Genomic DNA, 20,253 nt, shown 5'->3' with positions numbered 1-20,253 from the left:
CAATCAATTAGTAACGATTTAATCTAAATTTTTACAGCAATTGATGTAGTGATGTATAGGTAAATTACTTCAAAAAATCAGTCAATTACAACGAAAGTATGTACTCAACAAGACCTGTTTCGTGAGGTAAATCCATTTTCTTACGCAAGCGGTAGCGTTTTATTTCTACACTCCGTACTGAAATATTCAAAAGTGGCGCAATTTCCTTAGAAGATAAATTCAAACGCAGATAAGCACAAAGTCGGAGATCATTAGGCGTTAAAGATGGATGAGCCTGTTTTACTTTCTTTAAAAAATCTTTATCAGCAGTATCAAAAGCCTCTTTGAATACATTCCACGAATTATCATCTGAGATGCTCTTATTGATGTTGGTTATAACTGAGAGAATACTTCTTGAACTTGGCTCTTCAGAAGTTTTCTTCAAATCTTCTTTAATTAATGAGAGTAGCTCGTCTTTCTTAATTAAACTCATAGTAGAGACTGCCAGTTCTCTACTCTTGGCATCTACATCTTGAGAAAGTTGTTCGTTCCTCAATTTCATCAGTTGCTGTTCGTTTTCTAATTCTTTAATTTCAAGCAATAAATTGTTCTCTTCAATTAGTTTTTGTTTTTGTTTAAAATAATATTTTTCGTAGGCTTTGTTGATGTAATAAGCTAAAAGACAAATCAGTAAAAAATAAAAGATGAGAGCAAAATTGGTTAAATACCAAGGTTTCTTAATTGTAAACGAATAAACCGCGGCATTTTCTGGTTGCGAATTGGCTACTTTTGACCGCACTTTGAACGTATAATTTCCTGGAGGTAGATTTTTAAAATTGATGGTCGATTTCGAACTCCATTCACTCCATTCCTCTTGAAATCCTTCCAAAAGGTATTGGTATTCGGCATTGATGTATTTGTTGAATTCCGGAACAGTATAGCTGAAGGTAACATTGTTTTCATCGTACTTGAATTCGCCTGGTTCAAGAATTGAAAAACTGGTCAACTTCTCATTGTGCTTATTGATACTGATGTTGGTAATGGAAACGCTGTGATTTCTGAAACCTAAATCGTTGATATTGATCGTGTAATAACCATCGGTAGTACCAATAAGATAAACCGAATTTGAAAGTTGAGTAATATTTTCGTATCCTAACATCGAATTGGTAAGCGATGAAGGAATGGAAATGGCATTTTTCTTTAAATCAGAACTCAGTTTATTCAGTGTAAAATAATTGATGTAACTCTTTGAAAAAAGCCATAATTTATTGGAGTTATCCAGAATAAGCTTACCTGAAGTATATTCTTCATTTTCAAAAATAGTGCTCAACGAAGCGTCTTTTTGAAATTGGTTGGTCTTGGCATTGAGTTTAAAGATTCCATCTTTTGAAGCATAGTAAATGGAATTATTGAATTTAGTTATACTGGCATTTTTCCCTTTTTTTGGTTGAGAATAGGCAAATAAATTAACACCTTTGGTTAATTTAGAATCCAATTGAAAACGAAAAATTCCTTTGTACTCATGACTCACAAAAACCTGATTATTTGAGGTAATTTCAAAATATTTTGAAGAATAATCAAAACCGTCGATTTTATTTTTAAAAATCCATTGATTATTCACTTTCTCTAATACTGAAATCCCGTAATAATTACCTTGAAGTATTGCGTTTTTGTTATTGGGTACTTGTTCAAACTTCCAAGTTCCTGATTTGGAATAAATAAGTTTTGAAGTATCGTTTTCAACCACATAAGTACCCGAATCATGTCCGCAAAATAGAGTTCCATCGTACGAGAAAAGCGACCAAACCTGTCCTTTTGTTCCATTGATGAATTTAAATTCTCCGCCATTTGGATATTCTTTATAAAACAATCCTTGATTGGTTCCTATGAACAATTTACCTTTATGCAAAATTGAGGCATAAACCGTTCCTAACATTCCAGTATCATCCGAATAACTTTTTATTGGGGATTGCAAATTGATGCAATTGATACCATTATCTAAACCAATCCATAAGTTTTTATCAAAATCTTCTTCAAGAGATAATGCTGTATTGTTGCTCAAACCTTTGCTTTGGGTAATGTGGTATTTCACTTTTCCTTCTTTAGTTAAAATGAATACACCATTAGAAATTGTTCCAACAGCAAAGCTACCATCACTCATCATTTGACTACTGTAGACACTACTCGCCGCAATATCGCTATCGGCTTCGGTACTTAACTTAAGTAAATTTCCGTTGGACAACTTATAAAAACCATTGAACTGAGTGTGAATTATCAAGCCTTCATCACTAGCGAAAACATTTACTATTTTTTTATCCTTTAATAATGAATTACTCACAAGGAGTTTGTTTTTACCATTTTCAATTTCGAATAATCCGTAATTAACCGTTTGATAATAAATAGAATTAGACGTTTTGAACGATTTAAAAATATTGCTTTCAGGAACAATGATTTTGAATTTATTTGACTTAGTGTCGTAAATATAAATCCTGTTGAGTGATTGAAAAATAACCCATTGATCATAATTGATGATGTTCCAAAATTGCTCATCAACTAATATTTTTGTTTTGATTTTATTACTTAATGATGTGTATTTGAGAGTGCCGTCATTTTGTCTGGACCAATATCCAAATTCCATGTAACAACCTGTATATATTCTATTCCCAATAACTTTTACAGAGCGTACAATTGTTTCATTGGGTGACTTATAAAGGTTCCAAGAAGAGCCATTAAATTCTAATAATCCTTCATTGTTGGCAAAATAGATGTAGTGATTCTTGTCTTGAGAAATCATCCAGTTTTGATTCCCAGCATTATAGACGGAAGAGTTGTACTTTACAATAGGTGGCAACTCTTGTGAATAGGAATTAAAAAAATATAGAACCGATACAAAAAATAGTATTTTATTCTTCAAAGTAGTATATTAGTTAAAGTTGACTGAATACTGTAAAAATATATAAAAAAAGGGATTTAACTTAAAAAGTTGTCCATTAATTTTAATTGCTATGTGGGTAAAAAAAAGCATCAATAACAAACTGATTTTTAATCTCTATTATTAATTTTAAAACAAAAACGCTTCAAACTTAGAGAAACGTTTTTGCTTTTTAATGAACTGGAATTGTTTTATTTAACAATCATTTTTTTAGTTATAATCTCTTGATTACCTGAAACCAGACTAAACAAAAACATTCCTTGTCCTATTTCACTAGCCTGAACTATTATTTGTCCTTTTTGGTTAACCAAATTTATTTCTTTAATTAATTTTCCTGTCATATCAAAAATAGCCAAGCTGGCTTGAGTATTTCTTGGTAAAGTATAATTGATTGCTGTTTGGTTCTCAAATGGATTGGGTACGTTTTGCTCTAATGAAAATTTGGTTTCATCATCGGCCGAATTAGTTCCTTTATCAGAAGACTTGTTATTTCTTAATTCTTCAACCGTTTGTTCAAGTGAAGCCACTTTTTGGTTTAATTCTTTAATTCCAGTGGTTAATAATGATATTATTCCCAAATAGTTTACTGTTTTGTAATCATAATAATCTATAACTTCTCCTTCTTTATTAAAGGTTGGAGATTTAACTGGGATAATCAATTGAGGGAAAACTTTTTCAATATTTTGAGCCAAAAATCCGTGTTGCAATCCTTCTGGTAGATTAATTTTATCATTAGGTGCAAAATTGTAATTAACTGGGTCTAGTTGCATTAATTTTTCTAAAATTTGTTCTTCTTTTTTGATGTCTTTTTTCAGTTTTTCATCTGATGGATTTGAAAATGAACCATTAACCACAACTTTTCCATCAAATAAACCCGCATGCCAATTGGTATTAGTTGTGGGTGAGATACCATAAATTGCAGCACCAAAACTTCCCGCATTACTAATTGTGCCTCGAACAGCGACATTGTTAGAAGCATCTTTTGCTGTAGAATTAATTCCTGTTGAAGAAGAAGATCCCGATACAGTGGTAGAAATTCCTTGACTATTGACTGCGCCTGATAAATTCATATTAATACCAAAGTTGGCATACGAACTTCCAGTATAATCTATGTTTATAGCTTCTTTAATATAAGTATTGGTATTGAACTGCATTTTAATTCCGGTTATTGTGTTGCTAGAACTGTAGGTAGTTCGTAGAAACAACCCTGTATTAGTTTTGTAATCAATACCTACTTTGGTTCCTGTAAATAAGGCATCTCCAAAGTACGTATTCCCATCATTCGTCATGGTTGCGACCAAAGTAGAAAGAGTTGATGTAAAACTGTTAGCAGCTCTAAACTCAAAATTACCCAAACCTGTACCAGAACCTATCCATTGAAGTCTCGGGTTCAAATCGGCTAAATCCTGATAGCCTAAAGTCAGCGCTTTATTGGGTAATTGAAAACGCATACCATAAACAGTTTGAGTTCCTGTGTTGAGTCGGCCAAAAGAAAACCAACGACTTGATGTAAAATCAAATGCAGTACCATTGTCTAACTGAGTAACTAGTCCTGGATTGAATCGAAAAATCTCTCCGCCACTAAATTGTTGTCCAATTGGAGTTGTGATGGAAGATTGAACTGCTGAAAAAGATTGGTTTTGTGCAAAACCAAAAGAAGCAACTAGTAGTGCTAAAACAGTTGTAATTTTTTTCATTTTAAAAAGATTTTTATTGTTAATATTATCTAAATGTGCATTTTTAAAATACTAACAATAAGACACTTAACTTATATTTATTATTTGTTTAACCTCAAATTTTGTTTTTACTAATTCAATATTCCGACACAGTCCAATAGAATGAGTGATAAAGTATTCTTTTATATTAATCACTTTTAGTAAGATTCAACAAACTATAATTACAACAATGATTTACAATTAATTACAGTCCTTGGAATTTATTTTTAATTTTTATCAAGCTAGAATTATTTATCGAGAAAAAATGAAATAAAAAAGGCTGCCCAAAAGACAGCCTTTAGTATCACAAATCAAATTACTCTTTGATGAATTTTGTAGAAGAAATTACTCCGTTGATATTTGTTTTAACAACGTATATTCCTGTTTGAAGACTTGCAACATCCAAGGTAACTAATTCATTACTTGGACTTACAGAAATTACTTCTTGACCTAATAAATTGAATACAGATACTTTTTCAATCGCTTCTTCTGCATCAATTGTTAACAAGGTTGATGCTGGATTAGGGTACATTTTAATGTTTGAAGCTTCAAAACTAGAATTACCTAAAGATATAGTATTTTTATGCAAATACAAATTATCGTAATAAACTGTTCCTAAATCTGAAGTAATTACAAATTGCACCAAGTCATTTCTACCTGCACCATTTATTGGAAGAAAACTAGATAGAGGTAAATCAATTGATATCCAAGTTCCTGGATTTGTACTTGGTAGAATATTTGAATTATTAGCTGAATATTCTATAGCATTAACTTCGCCTCCTGTACCATTCCAGTTTGAAAACTTGAAATTAAAACTTTTATCTTGTGTAGCCGTTGCAGTCCATATATCCAAATGGAAATGAGTAAAAGCTGTAGCATCAAATCTTCCATTTAAAAATGTAACTCCTTCACATCCTAAACCTGTAACTAAATTAGTATCATTTCCAGCTATAGAAACCAATGTTGTGTTTCCAGGACACCATGAATTATTAAAAGTATTATCTTCTCCTGTATAACCCATCGCTGTGATTGGAGTATAGGCATTACTGAAAATAGATTTAACATCATCAACAGGTCTTGCTGGCGGAGTTGGAGCAGCTGTAGCTGGCTCTGGAATAACAGGAGGAGTACCTAATGGACCTCTAATATTATCTACATAAAAAGTACGTTCTGGTGTTGGGATAGTTGGATTAAAAAAGCCTACAGCACCTGGAGCCCAGTAGGTATGAATTACAAATCCGCTATAAGTACCATTGGCTGGAGCTGCTTGTCCATCTAATGCAGTATTAAATGTAAATGAAACCGTTTCCCAAGTACTTCCACCCGGATGTGAAGCCGATGCAGCAACTACGTTTGGACCACCAACACCGCCAGTAACTTTAACCAAAAATGTTATTGGCTCTGCAGAAAAAACATCCATTGTCATTGTTTTGGTATCCGTCAAATCTACTAAATCAGTCAAATTCAGATTAATTCCTTGCCATGGCTCACCTGTAGGATTTCCAACTATTTTTAATACTTGTGAAGTATTTGAACCTGTACCAGCCTCTAATACTGGTGCAGGTCCGTTTCCGAAAGGACCACCGTTTACACCTCCAGTTTCTGATGTCTCAAAACCTAAAAGTAAGTCTAATTGTGGAGGTGTAGTTGGAACTAGTTCCAAGGTTACATTATCGATAAAAAGATCAACATTACTTAAACCACCTTCAAAACCGAGTTTCATTGCACCAAAAGTTTGACCTACTACAAAAGTTGCTTCATAGTTTGTCATAGTAGAAGTTAAGTTAAAGTCTTGTTGATGGATTGCAACAAATCCACCACCATCTTCACCAAAATACAATTTCAACTGACGAGCACTTGCTCCTCTAGCATCAAAAGTAATTTTATAGGTCTGCCCAGCAGTAAGTGCTGCAATTTGAGTAGATGTTAATACTTGATTAAGCTGCACATGCCAAGTTGCACCACCAGCACCCACAATACTTACAACATTTGCTTCATTATTTGTTGCGTTAATTGTAGCACTTACTCCAGCAAAATCGGCCAGATATGTAGTCCAAGAGCTTAAACCACCACTAAAGTCTCCGTTTGAAACAATATTCTGCGAAAAGGATACTGAACAAAACAGGATTGATAAAAAGAAAGTAATTTTTTTCATAATTTGTAGATTATTAATTTTTAGTAAAGTTAACTTTAATGTAATCTAATACAATTTTTGTGCGACTATATAAAAACTATACAACAGAATTTTAAGCAAAAAAACTCTAAACACGAGACTTTATGGGGCTTTGGAGTCTAATAGAAGTAAAATAAAAGTAAACAAAATCACTATATCGTTGTAGTAATGTATAGGTAAAATTATAATAATACAAAGATTTATAGTTCAAAAAGAATGAAAAAAACAATTGAAATGGACTTTATTTTTTATATTCTTAAAAAAAGATTCTTATTTTAAGAATATAAAATTTATGTTTTCAGTAACAATAAGTGTATACTATAATTAATAGCTTAAGCTAATTGCAATTTTATTACAGTAATTTTAAAGTAGTCAACTTTTAAGCTTCTTCTTATATAGAATTGGCTAGTTTATTTTGGTGTAATAAAAGAATATTTTAATTTTTCAGTACTTAATGTCCAGTTATCAGTCCTAAATGGAACAACTGGAAATCCTTCATTATTAAAAAGATTGCATGCTGACGCATCTCCAATCCACCCAAATCGAACCGCAACTGGGTTTGCAACCTCATCAGAAGAGACAACTACTCTACCATTTACAATTTTGGCTTTGGCTTTATAAAAAACCTGATCATCTCCAGCAATTTCAAAGCCTAAAACTGAATTGGCATTGTCGTTAGTCTTTAACCCAGAACCTAAATTTTCAAATGTGATTACTGCTTTTTCATTCTCTGTTTTAAATGATGAAAATGTTGGACCTGTACAAATCTGTTTTTTGTTGTATAAATTATTTAGAGCGTTGGCTGCCAATCGGTTTCCGACCTCTTTTTTATTTCTTGGATGAATATCGTTTGGATTTCCCACATCAGTAGTAACAACCATTGCGGTATTTTTGAGCGACAAGGTTTTTGCTTGTGCTTCGCGAAGTTCGGCCCAATCACAACCTTCGTTGCTATTTCCATTGGTTTTGAATGTAGCCAATTGAACAAAATAAAACGGAAAATCAGTTGCCCACTTAGTTCTCCAATCATTGATTAATAATGGAAATGCTTTTTGGTATTGATACGCTCTTGAAGCATTGCTTTCGCCTTGATACCAAAGAACTCCATTGAATGCAAACGGAATCAAAGGATGAATCATGGCGTTGTAACAAAGCGAAGGAAACTCATTTTCATTGACACTATTTCTAATACTTTCTACTTGGAATTTCCATGTACCGCTTAATGAAATTTCGCTTATTCCAATACGTAATTTTAGCGCATCGGAGTTGCCATAAATTCCACCTCCGCCACCAGTATCAACAATTCTGATGGCAATTACATTATCGCCTTCTTTCAGAATTGAATTTGGAACAGAATAATTTCTTTTTACATCCCAACCGTCGGTTTTACCGACCTGCGTCCCATTCACGTAAGTAATATCATTATCGTCAATTGCTGGGATTTCAATAAAAATTGTATTATTGAGTTGTTCTTTGCTGATTGAAAAATGCTTGCGAATCCACACAATTCCGTCAAAATTACCCAAACTCTGTTCTTCCCAAGCTTTCGGTTGGTAAAGTTCTGGCCAATGGGAATCATCAAAACTCATTTCTTTAAAAAAGGACACTTTTTCTGCAGAAAATGGTGATTTTTGAATGGTTTCAATTCGGCTTTGAGCGATTTCCATTTTGATTTTTAAGAGCGCATCCAAATCTATTTTTGACATTTCACTGATCATTTCTTTAAACTCGTCACTACTTTCAAAACCTTCACGACTGATCCACGTTTCGATGTTGGTTCCGCCCCAAGAGGCATTAATTATTCCTATGGGAACATTCACTTCATTTTGTAATTTTTGTGCAAAGAAATAGCCAATACCTGTAAAATTAGCAACTGTTTTGGGCGAACAAATTTCCCAGCCTTTTGATAGGAAATTAGCATTGGGATAGGAATTGATTTGACGGTCAATTTTGATGTGTCGAATGGCTGGATAATTGGCTTTTGGAATTTCAATTTCGGGATTGTCCGACTGACCGACTGACCATTCCATATTGGATTGTCCGCTGCAAATCCAAACTTCACCAACTAAAACATTATTGATTTGAATGGTATTTTTTCCTGTAATTTTTAATGTGAATGGACCGCCAGCATTTTCATTCTGTAATCGAACCATCCATTTTCCGTTTTTGTCAGCTTTGGTAGTTTGAGTTTGATTGTGGAATTGCACCGTGATTTTTTCATTGGCATCGGCCGAACCCCAGACAGGAATTTGTACGTTGCGTTGCAGCACCATATTATCAGAAAAAATGGATGCAATGGTGACTTTTGCTTCTATAGAAAAGCATTTTAGAACAACTACCAAAAGAAAAAAGTTGGCTTTCCTCATTTATTTTATCAGTTCAAATTGACTTTGCAAACGAATATCCGAAGAGGATGAGCCTATCATTAAGCCAAATTCTCCTGGTTCTGCTGTCCATTTTAAATCACTATTATAAAACGACAATTTTTCTTTATCAATAATAAATGTAATAGTTTTAGACTCGCCTGCTTCCAGTTTAATCTTTTGAAAATCTTTAAGTTCTTTTACCGGTCGAACCACCGACGCGTATCGGTCATGAAGGTACAATTGAACTACTTCTTCACCAGCAATTTTTCCTGTATTTGTAAGTTTTAATGAAATTTCGATGGTTTCAGACGACTTCATTTTGGTTTTTGACAATTTCAAATCCGAATAACCAAATGTAGTATAACTCAAACCGTGTCCGAATGAAAATTGCGGTGTGTTTGGCAAATCAATGTAAGACGACTTGTACATTTTATCTTCATTTATCGAAGGTCGCCCTGTATTAAAATAATTGTAATAGATTGGTATTTGTCCTTCATCTCTTGGGAAAGTCATGGGCAATTTACCCGACGGATTGTAATCGCCAAAAAGCACATCTGCAATAGCATTTCCAGCTTCAGTTCCGAGCCACCACGTATAGAGAATTGTTGGCATGTTATCGGCAGTCCAATTGAAGACTAAAGGTCTTCCTGCGTTCATTAAAATAACAATGGGTTTGCCTGTTTTTTGAAGTTCTTTAACCAATTCTTCTTGAACACCAGGTAAGTGAATGTTGCTTCTACTTTTGGCTTCACCGCTCATATTGTGACGCTCGCCAATGCTTAAAATCACCACATCCGATTGATTAGCAACGTCAATGGCTTCTTGAAAACCTGCTTTACTTTCGTCTAAAACACCACAACCTTTGGCATAAAGAAGTTTGGTGTTTTTACCCACTTTATTTTGTAAACCTTCCCATTGCGAAACGATATAAGTAGAATCAATTTCTTTTAAATCGATGGACCAAAACCCGTGATTGTCTCTTTTGGATTTCACCATTGGACCAATAAAAGCGATTGTTTTGGTCTCTTTTGAAAGAGGTAAGACATTTTTCTCATTCTTTAATAGAACGATACTTTTTGCTGCCACTTCTCTGGCAATTTTGCTGTGCTCGGGATTAGAAAGCGCTTCATTTTGCCGTTCTTGATTGGAATAACGATACGGATCATCAAACAACCCTAATTCAAATTTCTTGCGAAGAATTCGTCGAACAGCATCGTCAATAGTTGTCATTGGAACTCTATTATCTTTTACCAATTGTGCCAAATTGTTGCGGTAGGCGTTACTTTCCATATCCATATCACTTCCAGCTGTAATGGCAGCATAAGCAGCTTCTTTATCGTCTTTAGAATAGCCGTGCGTAACCATTTCGCCAATCGAACCCCAATCGGAAACTACAAAGCCTTTGAAGTTCCATTTCCCTTTTAAAATGTCACGTTGGATGTATTTATTTCCCGTTGCCGGAATTCCGTTGATGTCGTTGAAGGAATTCATAAAAGTAGCGGCACCAGCATCAACTGCGGCTTTGAATGGAGGCAAATAGGTTTCCCACAACATTCGATTACTCATATCAACTGAGTTGTATTCTCTTCCGCCTACAGCGGCGCCATAAGCCGCAAAATGCTTAGCACACGCCATTACCGAATTCAAATCGCCTAACTTTTTACCTTGAAATCCTTTTACACGAGCAAAAGCAATTTTAGAACCTAAATACGTATCTTCTCCTGCGCCTTCCATTACTCTTCCCCAACGCGGGTCGCGACCGATGTCAACCATAGGAGCGAAAGTCCAATGAATACCACTAGCGGAAGCTTCAACGGCTGCAATTCGAGCGCTCAATTCGATGGCTTGCAAATCCCAACTTGCGGCTTCTGCGAGCGGAATTGGAAATGTAGTTTTGTAACCGTGAATCACGTCCAAACCAAAAAGCAGTGGAATTTTCAATCGGGATTGCATGGCTAATTCTTGGTACTTGCGCGTTCTTTCGGCGCCATTTACATTGAGCATTGAACCCAACAAACCACTTTTGATTTCGTTTTGCTTATTCGGGTTTACCACTAAAGGTCCAGTTGGATTCGCATCATTTGTGTATTGATTGAGCTGACCAATTTTTTCTTCTAAAGTCATTTTCTTCAATAATTCTTCTACTTTTTGATCGATGGTCTTTTGCTGTGAAAATCCGATGAAAAATGAGAGAAGAAATAAGAATAAGGTAGTTTTTTTCAACATAAAGACATTATTTGGTTTGACTTTTAAATTCGAAATAGTTAAGATTAAAATCGCCTTCTACAAAGTAAATTCTAATTTTTTGAATTCCTTTTTGAAGTTGAACATTTTTTAAAGTGACCGTTTTCCATTCATTTCCTGAACCTGAAAAAGGAAGTGCAATTGGTTCAGAAATTGGGTTTCCTTTTTCGTCTGCCAAATAGAGTTTTCCAGTTGCCTTTTCGTTAGAGTATCGAATCGCAACTTCATACTTATTTGATTTTACAACTTCAACCGTATATTGTAGCCATTCGTCTTTTTCGATAAAACCAACAGCAAATCCGTTAGTTTTATTGTCATTACACTGAATGATATCGACCGCATCATTGCGCATTTGATGGCCTTTATTCCATTCGGTTGATTTTCCTGATGATACCCAATAATTGGCTGTGTCATTGTCTGAATAAGCAAATCCGTGAGTTCCTAAATCAAAATGAGTTGCGAAAACAATTCCGGGTAAACTCACTTTTTTGAAAGGATTAGTTTCTGTTGATTGAATTTGTCTGAACATAGCGTCAATCACATCTCTTTTAACAATTACATTTTCCATTTTGTAATTTTCAGCCATTTTCATCAAGATTGTAAAGGCTTCTTCTGAAGATGGTTTTTCAGTTCCTTTCTCCCAATAATTCAATAATTTATCATAACCTGATGTTTTTACCACCGATGTTACACCTGCGATATTGTCAATTTTTTTCATTGGCCAAAAAGCCCAACCGATATTATTTTTTTCAATCAAACTGATGACATCTCTAAACCAAACATTAGAATTTTCGCCACTTTCGCCCAACCAAATAGGCACATTGTGTTCTTTTCTATAATCGAGCATTTGCTGAATACTGCCTTGATCGTTATAGTTCCAATACTTGTGAAAACTCAGTGCCATATTTTCATCCCAAAGAGGAAAAATACCTTTGTAATTATTTCCCCAGCAATTTCCTTCGATAATGATGAGATGCTTTTGATCGACTTCGCGAATGGCTTTGGTGATTTCCATTTGCAATGTACGAAGTGGTGCATTTAAAGTCTCATCGCAACCATTTTTATTGGTTCCTGAGAAATTCCAATTGGGTTCGTTGATGATGTCATAACCGCCAATCCAAGGCTCATTTTTGTATCGTAAAGCTATTTTCTTCCAAAAAGCAATCATTTTATCCTGATTGGCTTTATTTTCCCAAAGCGATGGTTTTGTTTCGTCGTAATCAGAAATATTGGCATCTTTTCCTTGTCCGCCCGGTGCCGCATGTAAATCGAGAATGAGGTACATTTTATTCGCTGCACACCAATTCAGAAGCGAATCCGTCATGGAAAAACCTTCTTCCAACCATGTATTTTCTCCTGCAACTCTTTCTTGCTCGATTGGTAACGTATACAAATTATAGTGCATGGGCAGTCGAACGGAATTGAATCCCCATGCCGCAAGCGAATCAATGTCTCTTTTCGTTATTCCGTTAGTTTTGTATGCTTTGTAGAATTTGGCCGTATTTTCTTCACCAATTAATTCTGTTATTTTTTTGCGAATGACGTGTTGTGGTCCGGCAAAATCACCTGTCTTGAGCATGTATCCTTCTTGAACCATCCATCCACCAAGACCTAAGCCACGCAATAAAACGGGATTTCCATTAGCATCTACAATGTTCTGTCCGTCTCTATGAAGAAATTCTTGTGCCGACAAAATACTTGACCAACACAAAAAAAACAGTAGTACGGCAGTTCCGAAGAATGCTTTCTTAGAAAATACTTTCATAAATTATTTGTCTGAGTATTAGTAAATCAACGTTTGAATGGAATGTGGTAAAATAGTAATTTCGGTTGCATTTGTTCCGATGCATAAGTTGTACATGATTTTTTGATTACTTTGATTCAAAACTACGGTTACGACTTTACCATCCGGATTTAAAAATGAGGTTGTTAACAACTGACTTCTGCTGGAAACACTGCTGATTCTTTTGGCTCCTTTGTTAATGAATTTCGAGAAATGTCCGATAACATAATACGATGGTGTATAAATTAATTCACCTGTATTAGTATCTCCGTGAATGGGTGAAAAACAAAAATTTTGCTGATGATTGGGACCGCCGTTTTGATCTAAAAGAATGTTCCAATCGGTCCAAGCTACTGTTCCGTTATTGAAATCATTAATCATGGATTTACCGTAACGTTCTCCATTTGCCCACAATTGATACTTTTTGGAGTCGAATTTTTCGATGCACCCTTCTGTAAAAATGAGATTTTTAGATGGATACATTTCGTTTACCGAACCGATGTTTTCAAACATTTGGTTACTCCCATTCCAAGTTTCGTACCAATGAAAACCGATTCCCCAAACGTATTTACTCGCGGCAGGATCGGATAAAATGGTGTTAACACGTTGCGCAATCAAGTCGCGATTGTGATCCCAAACCGTAATTTTTTTATCTCCTAAACCTGCTTTTACCAGAGTTGGTCCGAGGTAATTCTTAAGGAAATCCCTTTCTTCTTCTGCTGTGTAGATACACGATTCCCAACGCTGTCTCGCCATGGGTTCATTTTGAACCGTCAAACCCCAAACAGGTAAACCTTCTTTTTGTAGCGCATTGATGTATTTTACATAGTAATTGGCCCACGACTGATAAAATTCGGGCAATAATTTACCGCCCAAAAGCATGTTATTATTGTCTTTCATAAAAGCGGGTGGCGACCATGGACTGATGTAAAAATTGGCGTTCTTACCGATGGTTTCCATTGCTTTTTTGATCAGTGGAATCTTGTATTTTTTATCTACTTCAATTGAAAATGTTTTTAAGGCTTTGTCGCCTTCTTCAACGTAAGTGTAACTTCCTGAACTAAAATCACAACTGTTCATATTGGTTCGAACCACATTGTATCCAATGCCTTTGTCTTTACTGAAATAAGCCTCAATAAATTCTTTCTGCTTTTCGGCAGATAATTTCGCGTAGATTTCGGCACTCGCATCGGTTATAGCTCCGCCTATCCCCAGAAATGTTTGAAATTTTTTATCGGGATTAACAAAAACACAAACTTGAGTTTCTAAAGGTTGCTTCATTTCTGAAAACGATAAAAGACCTTCTGATTTTGATAATTTTAGATTAGTGCTATCGGCAGTAGTGTAAATAGTTACTGATTTATTTTTGGCAGAATAAGCAACTGGTGTTGAAGTTTTCTTTTGAGAGAAAGCAACTATAGTTGAACATAGAAATAGGCTTAAAACTATTCTTCTCATAAATTAATTTTTAAACATTAAAAAACAAAAGTTGCTACAGAACCTCCGTCAAGATTAGTGGTAAACCATTTACCATTGTATTTTACATTGAATATTTCAGATGATGCACCGTCATTTTCGACAATCAGAACAATTTTACCTGCTGGTGTTTTAAAGGCAACATTATTCAAATTTCCAGCCTGATTGGAAGCGATTCGAACCGAACCAGCAGGAACAAATTTTGAAGCATGAGCAATGATGTAATAGGCAACATTCCGTTCGAAGTTTTCACTACTCACCACAGTCAAAGCACCTTTACACATGGTACAACCTCCGGGTGTGTGTGGCCCAAAAGAAGCATTGTTGGCCAAATTCCACTCTAAAGCATTTTTACTCCAATTGCGCATTGAACCAATGATAACATTTTTAAGATGCCATTTTAAATCACCTCCAAAGTCTCCGGTTGAGGAAGTCCATTGCTCAGTGAAATAGACATTTTTGTTTGGATAAGCGCTATGAACTGATGATAAAGCAGAAATATCACCTGCATACAAATGGAAAGCAGAACCATCAACAAACGGGTTGGCACCGGCATCAGATAAAACCGTAATTGGATATTGAGGTTGATCGCAATTGTGGTCGTAAGCGACTATTTTGGTCGTTATTCCGTTGCTTTGAAACGCTGGTCCCAAATGATTTTTGATGAAATCAGCTTGTTCTAAAGCGCTCATGTACATGCTTGGATTATTTCCAGGATGTAAAGGTTCGTTTTGAGGTGTAATGGCGTCAATAGCAATTCCTTGCGCATTCATTTGCTGAATGTATTTTACAAAATACTGTGCATAAACGCTGTAATATTGAGGTAATAAACTACCACCTATTGAACTTCCGTTGGTTTTCATCCAAGTGGGTGGCGACCATGGAGTTGCCATAATTTTGATGTTTGGATTGATCAATAAAATCTCTTTCAGAAGAAGAATCAATTGGTTGTCTGGAGCTAAACTGAAATTGGTCAGATTGACATCGGTTTGTCCGGCTGGAAGATCGTTGTAGGAGAAAACGGTTCCGTTCAAATCGGATGCACCAATACTGATTCTAAGGTAGTTAACCGAAATTGAAGTTACAGAGGATCCAAAAAGTTCTTGAAGTAATTGTTGCTTTTTGGTCGGAATCAACTGATTAATTACTTCGGCGCTTCCGCCCGTTAAAGTGTAACCAAAACCATCAATGGATTGATAGGTTTGAGTTGCGTTCACCTCAATATTAGCATACATATTGTAATTGGTATTGAATGCAAGTATAGTATTTTGCTTTTCTAATTTCACGCTTCCGTCGGCTTTGGTCAACCAAAAATCAACTTCATTGATAGTGGGTTGAGGCGAAGGTTGTGGACTCGATGATGAATCCGAAGAATTAGAGCAACTCAGCAATCCTCCTAATAAGGAAGCGAGCATGTATATTTTAAAACTTATTTTGTGTGTCATTTTGTAAAAGATATTTCAACGAAAACAGGAAAATGGTCGGAAGGATATTTTAAATCAATTGAATCGCTTAATGTGGCGTATTTCATGACTTTAATACTGCCGTTTTTTGATATAAAAATATAATCAATCCGTTTTGTTACTGGTTCGTTGTGTTTGAAACCATTAAAAGTACCTATCGGACCAAATGGCTTTTGTTGAGAAACATCTCGACTATCGAGCATCTCTTTTTTTAAATTGATAATGCGTTGATCTGTTGGCTCTGAGTTAAAATCGCCCATAAAAACAACAGGGAAATTTTTAGTATTCAGTACTTTTATTTTGGTAAGAATCAATTCGATTCCTTTATTTCTGGCTACTTCACCCATGTGATCTAGATGAGTATTGAATACCCAAAACTGTTTTTTTGATTTTTTGTCTTTAAATAAAGCGTAAGTGCACACTCTGTGACAAGCTGCATCCCAACCCATCGAAATGGTATCTGGAGTTTCAGAGAGCCAAAAAGTGCTTTCTTGTAGTACATCAAATTGTTCTTTTTTGAAATAGATTGTCGATGCTTCACCTTTTCCAACTCCTTCTCGTCCGATTCCAACAGAGTTGTAGGCTATAAGTGAATTAGAAATATCAGTGACTTGATTAGGTTTTGCTTCTTGTACACCAAAAATATCAGGGTTATAAAATTGAATTTGCGAGAGGAAGAAATCCTTTCGGTGTGTCCAATCGTTTTCACCATCGGATTCGATGTCCAGACGAATGTTATAAGACATTAATTTTAACGACTGAGCATTCATTTGAAGTCCCGAAAAAAACAGAATCAGTAGTAATAACAACTTTTTTTGTAGCATCTTTTTTTTTTTTAATTATTATCCATCAAAGCTTCTACTAACTCTTTAATAGAAGCAATCAATGGACAAACTAACTTAAACAAAAAATATTATTGATACACTCTTACATAATCTACTTCCATAGAAGCAGCAGTAAAATTAGGGTCAACGGCTCCACCAAAATTTCCTCCCATAGCACAATTGAATATGAAGAAGAAATTGCTATTGAATGGAACGCCACTGTTATTTCCAAAAGTGTAATACAATTGGTCGTCTACATAAAATCGTATTGTCTCAGCAGACCAATCAACAGAATACACATGAAATTGCGTTGTTACATTCGTAATTATTACAGTTCCCGAATCGGCATTACCGCCTGAATGTCCAGGATGGTGCAAAGTACCATGTATTTTGTTCAAATCGTTTCCGATGTGTTCCATGATGTCAATTTCACCACAAGCTGGCCATCCTACAGAAGAAATGTTATCACCAAGCATCCATAATGCAGGCCAAGTTCCGCCACCAGCTGGTAATTTCGCTCTGATATCAATTCTTCCGTATTTAAAAGAATATTTATCTTTAGTAATAATTCGGGCAGAAGTATAATTACTTCCGTTGTATACTTCTTTTTTGAGGTTTATTTTTAAAACTCCACCTTGAACAATAACATTTTCAGGTCGAGATGTGTAGTATTGTAATTCGTTATTTCCCCAACCGCCAGCGCCAGTTTCATATACCCATTTTGAGCTACTTGGCGCTCCATCGGTATTGAATTCGTCTGACCAAACCAGAGTTGGTGCTTTGTAAACCGTAATTGATTTATTGCCCGAAATGAATCGGGTTCCGTTGTATGCCGAAACATAAATTGTGTAGGAATTTGTTCCTAATTGATTGAAGGTATAACTAAAAACACCTGTTGTTGAGTTAATTGTTTGACCTTCGATCAAAATTCTATACGAAGTGGCATCGTTTGCAGAAACTACAAAATTTACTTCGCCAGAACCGTTCCCATTCACATTGACAGCATCAGCGCCAACAATTGTGTGATTGATAACTAAATTTGAAGGAGTTACTCCTTGAGATTCACCATCATCACTGCCACCACAAGCCGTTAATAATTGAACTATAAGTACAACTATTAAATTGTATTGAATCATCTTTTTCAAAGTAATTTTTGTTACGTTTTTCATATATTCTTTTTAAGAAAAGCACAGAGCAGCAATTACTCTGTGCTTTGTAATTATTTTTAAGGAGCTGGTTTTAATTTTAAGTACCAGAAATTTCCTTGGTTAACTCCTCTACTGCGTAAGTAAAGATAAGTTGGAGTACATTCAATTATTTCGTAAGTATTGCTGCATGAACCGTATCCAATGAAACCATCGTTACCATCAACAGTAATTTTGTAACCTGTTGTTGAAGCAATTTCAGATGGAAGTCCGGCTGGGAAAGAAGAAGCAGAATTACCAAAAGCAATATCTTTTGTTGGTTGCGTCCAAGGATGACACGCTTCACCAGCTCCAGAAACACCTAGATTGTTTTCCGCTGCATTTCTATTCATAAAAATACCATCCGGAGAACTAACAGCTAGGTTGTAAGTGTTTGATGGAGTTACTGTAAACGTATACGTAGCTGTATAAAAACAGTTACAACACGCTACTTTCTCATCAATAGCTGCACTCCACCATATTGTAGAAGGATCATCCCATGGTCCGATTCTTAAGTGAGCTGGAACGCTTTTATCAACAACCCATGCTTTTGAAGAGCCATTGGTAAGATTTTGAACAATGGTTGGATCCATATTGAAGTCACTTCTTACAGTGATATCCTTAGTAACAACTGTCGAAGTTCCTCCTGCTCCATAAGCAACAGCAGTAATTCTGTATGCAATTACACCCGGATCTTCAAAGCGTTTTGTAACACTTCCTGAAGGCAGAGAAGTTAATGTTGGAGAAGTATTATCTTCTACTTTGTTGTATCCGATTTTGTAGGCAATAGCATTATTAGCCGATAATGTAATTTTCACATCACCAGAACCATTCCCATTAGGATTAGCTGCATTTTGACCAACAATTTCGGTGGTAATTACTAAATTAGTTGGAGCATTCAAATCGCCCAACTCATACTTTTCTTCTTCACAACCCAATAAGAAAAAGGCTGATGCGGCAAGAAGAGCAAAAATATATTTTATATTTTTTTTCATAATTGATTTATTAATTTGATTGAGTTACATTATCAATATAAATTACTTCACCTGTTCCGGAAGCAACGTCATTATAACGGAATACTAATTGTCTGAATTCGGTTCCTGCAGGAATTCCAAAAACTCCGAAATCAAATACCAATTCTTCCCATTGGTTGGCAACTGTTGAAGCCACCTGAAGAACTTTATTGGAAACTCCATTAGTTCCTTGTTCGATTTCTACATTCAGTTTTTTACCTACTTCGGTAGAATAGACCATTACTTTAATTTTACTTCCATTATCAATGTTTATCGGAGTTCCGTTTGGAGTAGATAATGGTGTCCAAGTACCACTCCACACTTCTGCTCCGTTATTTTTAGTATACCTCCAAACAGTTGAACTTGTATTGATTCCGCCTGGGAATGGATTTGCCACTTTAGCAACATCAACTCCGCCAAATGTACCACCAATTGTATAATTTTGGTAGGGATCTTCGTAGGTGATTGGAAGTGAGTAAGGGTTGAAAACTACGACTTGTTGAGTGAGTTCAGATGTTGCTACACCGCCACTCAAAGCAACAACTTTTAAGTTGTAAGTGCCCGCAGAAGCATAAGTGTGAGCTGGTAACGTTTGTCCTACCGCCATTGGAGTACCAATCTCACCTGTAACGTCTCCAAAATACACCAAGAACGAATTAGCATAATCAGCAGTCGCCGAAACAGTAAGGTTGTAACCATTTAATGATTTGTTTATCGCTAAATTTTCAGGTGCTCTGTACGTTAATTGCAATGGATATTCATTGGATGTTTGATTTCCTGCAATATCTGTTGATACAATAGTAACCGTGTAAGAACCTTCTGGATAATTATGTGATGTGGATTGACCTGGTGCTAAAGTTACAGGACCAGTTGTACCGTGACCATAGGAAACTGTAAAACTAGTTACACCTTCTCCTATTGGAGTGATTTTTACTAATCCTGAGTTGTCGTCACTGATGTCAAAAATTCTATTAGTATTACTTGATGCAACACTATTCAAAGAATTTAAATCATCGTTTAAACTATCAGGAGTACTACAGCTAGCAACCACTAGAACCAATAGGCCGCTAAAAATTAATTTTATTTTTTTCATAATTTAAT

The 20,253-nt window shown here is 35.3% G+C and carries 12 protein-coding genes; all 12 read right to left on the bottom strand.

The features are described from left to right. Positions 1 to 85: 85 nt before the first annotated feature. The 12 genes from VK161_RS13290 to VK161_RS13235 all read right to left on the bottom strand — a co-directional run bounded on the left by VK161_RS13290 (position 86) and on the right by VK161_RS13235 (position 20,245). A complete protein-coding gene (locus tag VK161_RS13290) occupies positions 86 to 2,893 on the bottom strand; it encodes a helix-turn-helix and ligand-binding sensor domain-containing protein (RefSeq protein WP_324215274.1) in 2,808 nt (935 codons plus the stop codon). Positions 2,894 to 3,102: 209 nt separating this feature from the next. Beyond that, positions 3,103 to 4,608 carry a tail fiber domain-containing protein gene (locus VK161_RS13285; protein ID WP_324215273.1) on the bottom strand — a complete coding sequence of 502 codons (1,506 nt, stop codon included), beginning with the start codon at positions 4,606 to 4,608 and terminating at the stop codon, positions 3,103 to 3,105. Positions 4,609 to 4,942: 334 nt separating this feature from the next. Then, the gene (locus tag VK161_RS13280; RefSeq protein WP_324215272.1) at positions 4,943 to 6,781 is read right to left on the bottom strand and encodes a carbohydrate binding domain-containing protein; all 1,839 of its coding nucleotides are present in this window, start codon (positions 6,779 to 6,781) and stop codon (positions 4,943 to 4,945) included. Positions 6,782 to 7,209: 428 nt separating this feature from the next. Continuing rightward, positions 7,210 to 9,165 (bottom strand): sialate O-acetylesterase, encoded by a 1,956-nt coding sequence (locus VK161_RS13275; RefSeq protein ID WP_324215271.1) that lies wholly within the window; start codon positions 9,163 to 9,165, stop codon positions 7,210 to 7,212. After that, positions 9,166 to 11,391 carry a beta-glucosidase BglX gene (bglX, locus tag VK161_RS13270; RefSeq protein ID WP_324215270.1) on the bottom strand — a complete coding sequence of 742 codons (2,226 nt, stop codon included), beginning with the start codon at positions 11,389 to 11,391 and terminating at the stop codon, positions 9,166 to 9,168. It lies immediately after the preceding gene. 7 nt (positions 11,392 to 11,398) lie between these two features. Next, a complete protein-coding gene (locus VK161_RS13265; RefSeq protein WP_324215269.1) occupies positions 11,399 to 13,174 on the bottom strand; it encodes a cellulase family glycosylhydrolase in 1,776 nt (591 codons plus the stop codon). Between the two features lie 18 nt (positions 13,175 to 13,192). Further along, positions 13,193 to 14,650, bottom strand: coding sequence for a glycoside hydrolase family 30 protein (locus VK161_RS13260; RefSeq protein WP_324215268.1), 1,458 nt, complete (start codon positions 14,648 to 14,650; stop codon positions 13,193 to 13,195). 17 nt (positions 14,651 to 14,667) lie between these two features. Beyond that, entirely contained in the window at positions 14,668 to 16,113 is a 1,446-nt protein-coding gene (locus tag VK161_RS13255) for a glycoside hydrolase family 30 protein (RefSeq protein ID WP_324215267.1), read from the bottom strand. Further along, complete coding sequence (locus VK161_RS13250; protein ID WP_324215266.1) at positions 16,110 to 16,955, bottom strand: endonuclease/exonuclease/phosphatase family protein; 846 nt, start codon at positions 16,953 to 16,955, stop codon at positions 16,110 to 16,112. The genes VK161_RS13255 and VK161_RS13250 overlap by 4 nt, the downstream gene beginning before the upstream one ends. An 89-nt stretch (positions 16,956 to 17,044) precedes the next feature. Then, positions 17,045 to 18,124 carry a glycoside hydrolase family 16 protein gene (locus tag VK161_RS13245; RefSeq protein WP_324215265.1) on the bottom strand — a complete coding sequence of 360 codons (1,080 nt, stop codon included), beginning with the start codon at positions 18,122 to 18,124 and terminating at the stop codon, positions 17,045 to 17,047. A gap of 56 nt (positions 18,125 to 18,180) precedes the next feature. Continuing rightward, positions 18,181 to 19,134 (bottom strand): hypothetical protein, encoded by a 954-nt coding sequence (locus VK161_RS13240; RefSeq protein WP_324215264.1) that lies wholly within the window; start codon positions 19,132 to 19,134, stop codon positions 18,181 to 18,183. Between the two features lie 10 nt (positions 19,135 to 19,144). Further along, positions 19,145 to 20,245 (bottom strand): hypothetical protein, encoded by a 1,101-nt coding sequence (locus VK161_RS13235; RefSeq protein ID WP_324215263.1) that lies wholly within the window; start codon positions 20,243 to 20,245, stop codon positions 19,145 to 19,147. Positions 20,246 to 20,253: the final 8 nt, after the last annotated feature.

The organism is Flavobacterium sp. (assembly GCF_035299245.1).
Taxonomy (GTDB): domain Bacteria; phylum Bacteroidota; class Bacteroidia; order Flavobacteriales; family Flavobacteriaceae; genus Flavobacterium.
Note: the sequence above shows the minus strand (reverse complement) of the source record. Positions and strands in the feature narration are given on the sequence as shown.

What these genes read in the sequence shown, in the direction of transcription:
- VK161_RS13245 (WP_324215265.1), bottom strand. Translation starts at nt 18,124, where the DNA reads ATGAAAAACGTAACAAAAATTACTTTGAAAAAGATGATTCAATACAAT.
- VK161_RS13280 (WP_324215272.1), bottom strand. Translation starts at nt 6,781, where the DNA reads ATGAAAAAAATTACTTTCTTTTTATCAATCCTGTTTTGTTCAGTATCC.
- bglX (WP_324215270.1), bottom strand. Translation starts at nt 11,391, where the DNA reads ATGTTGAAAAAAACTACCTTATTCTTATTTCTTCTCTCATTTTTCATC.
- VK161_RS13255 (WP_324215267.1), bottom strand. Translation starts at nt 16,113, where the DNA reads ATGACACACAAAATAAGTTTTAAAATATACATGCTCGCTTCCTTATTA.
- VK161_RS13250 (WP_324215266.1), bottom strand. Translation starts at nt 16,955, where the DNA reads ATGCTACAAAAAAAGTTGTTATTACTACTGATTCTGTTTTTTTCGGGA.
- VK161_RS13260 (WP_324215268.1), bottom strand. Translation starts at nt 14,650, where the DNA reads ATGAGAAGAATAGTTTTAAGCCTATTTCTATGTTCAACTATAGTTGCT.
- VK161_RS13235 (WP_324215263.1), bottom strand. Translation starts at nt 20,245, where the DNA reads ATGAAAAAAATAAAATTAATTTTTAGCGGCCTATTGGTTCTAGTGGTT.
- VK161_RS13240 (WP_324215264.1), bottom strand. Translation starts at nt 19,134, where the DNA reads ATGAAAAAAAATATAAAATATATTTTTGCTCTTCTTGCCGCATCAGCC.
- VK161_RS13265 (WP_324215269.1), bottom strand. Translation starts at nt 13,174, where the DNA reads ATGAAAGTATTTTCTAAGAAAGCATTCTTCGGAACTGCCGTACTACTG.
- VK161_RS13285 (WP_324215273.1), bottom strand. Translation starts at nt 4,608, where the DNA reads ATGAAAAAAATTACAACTGTTTTAGCACTACTAGTTGCTTCTTTTGGT.
- VK161_RS13275 (WP_324215271.1), bottom strand. Translation starts at nt 9,165, where the DNA reads ATGAGGAAAGCCAACTTTTTTCTTTTGGTAGTTGTTCTAAAATGCTTT.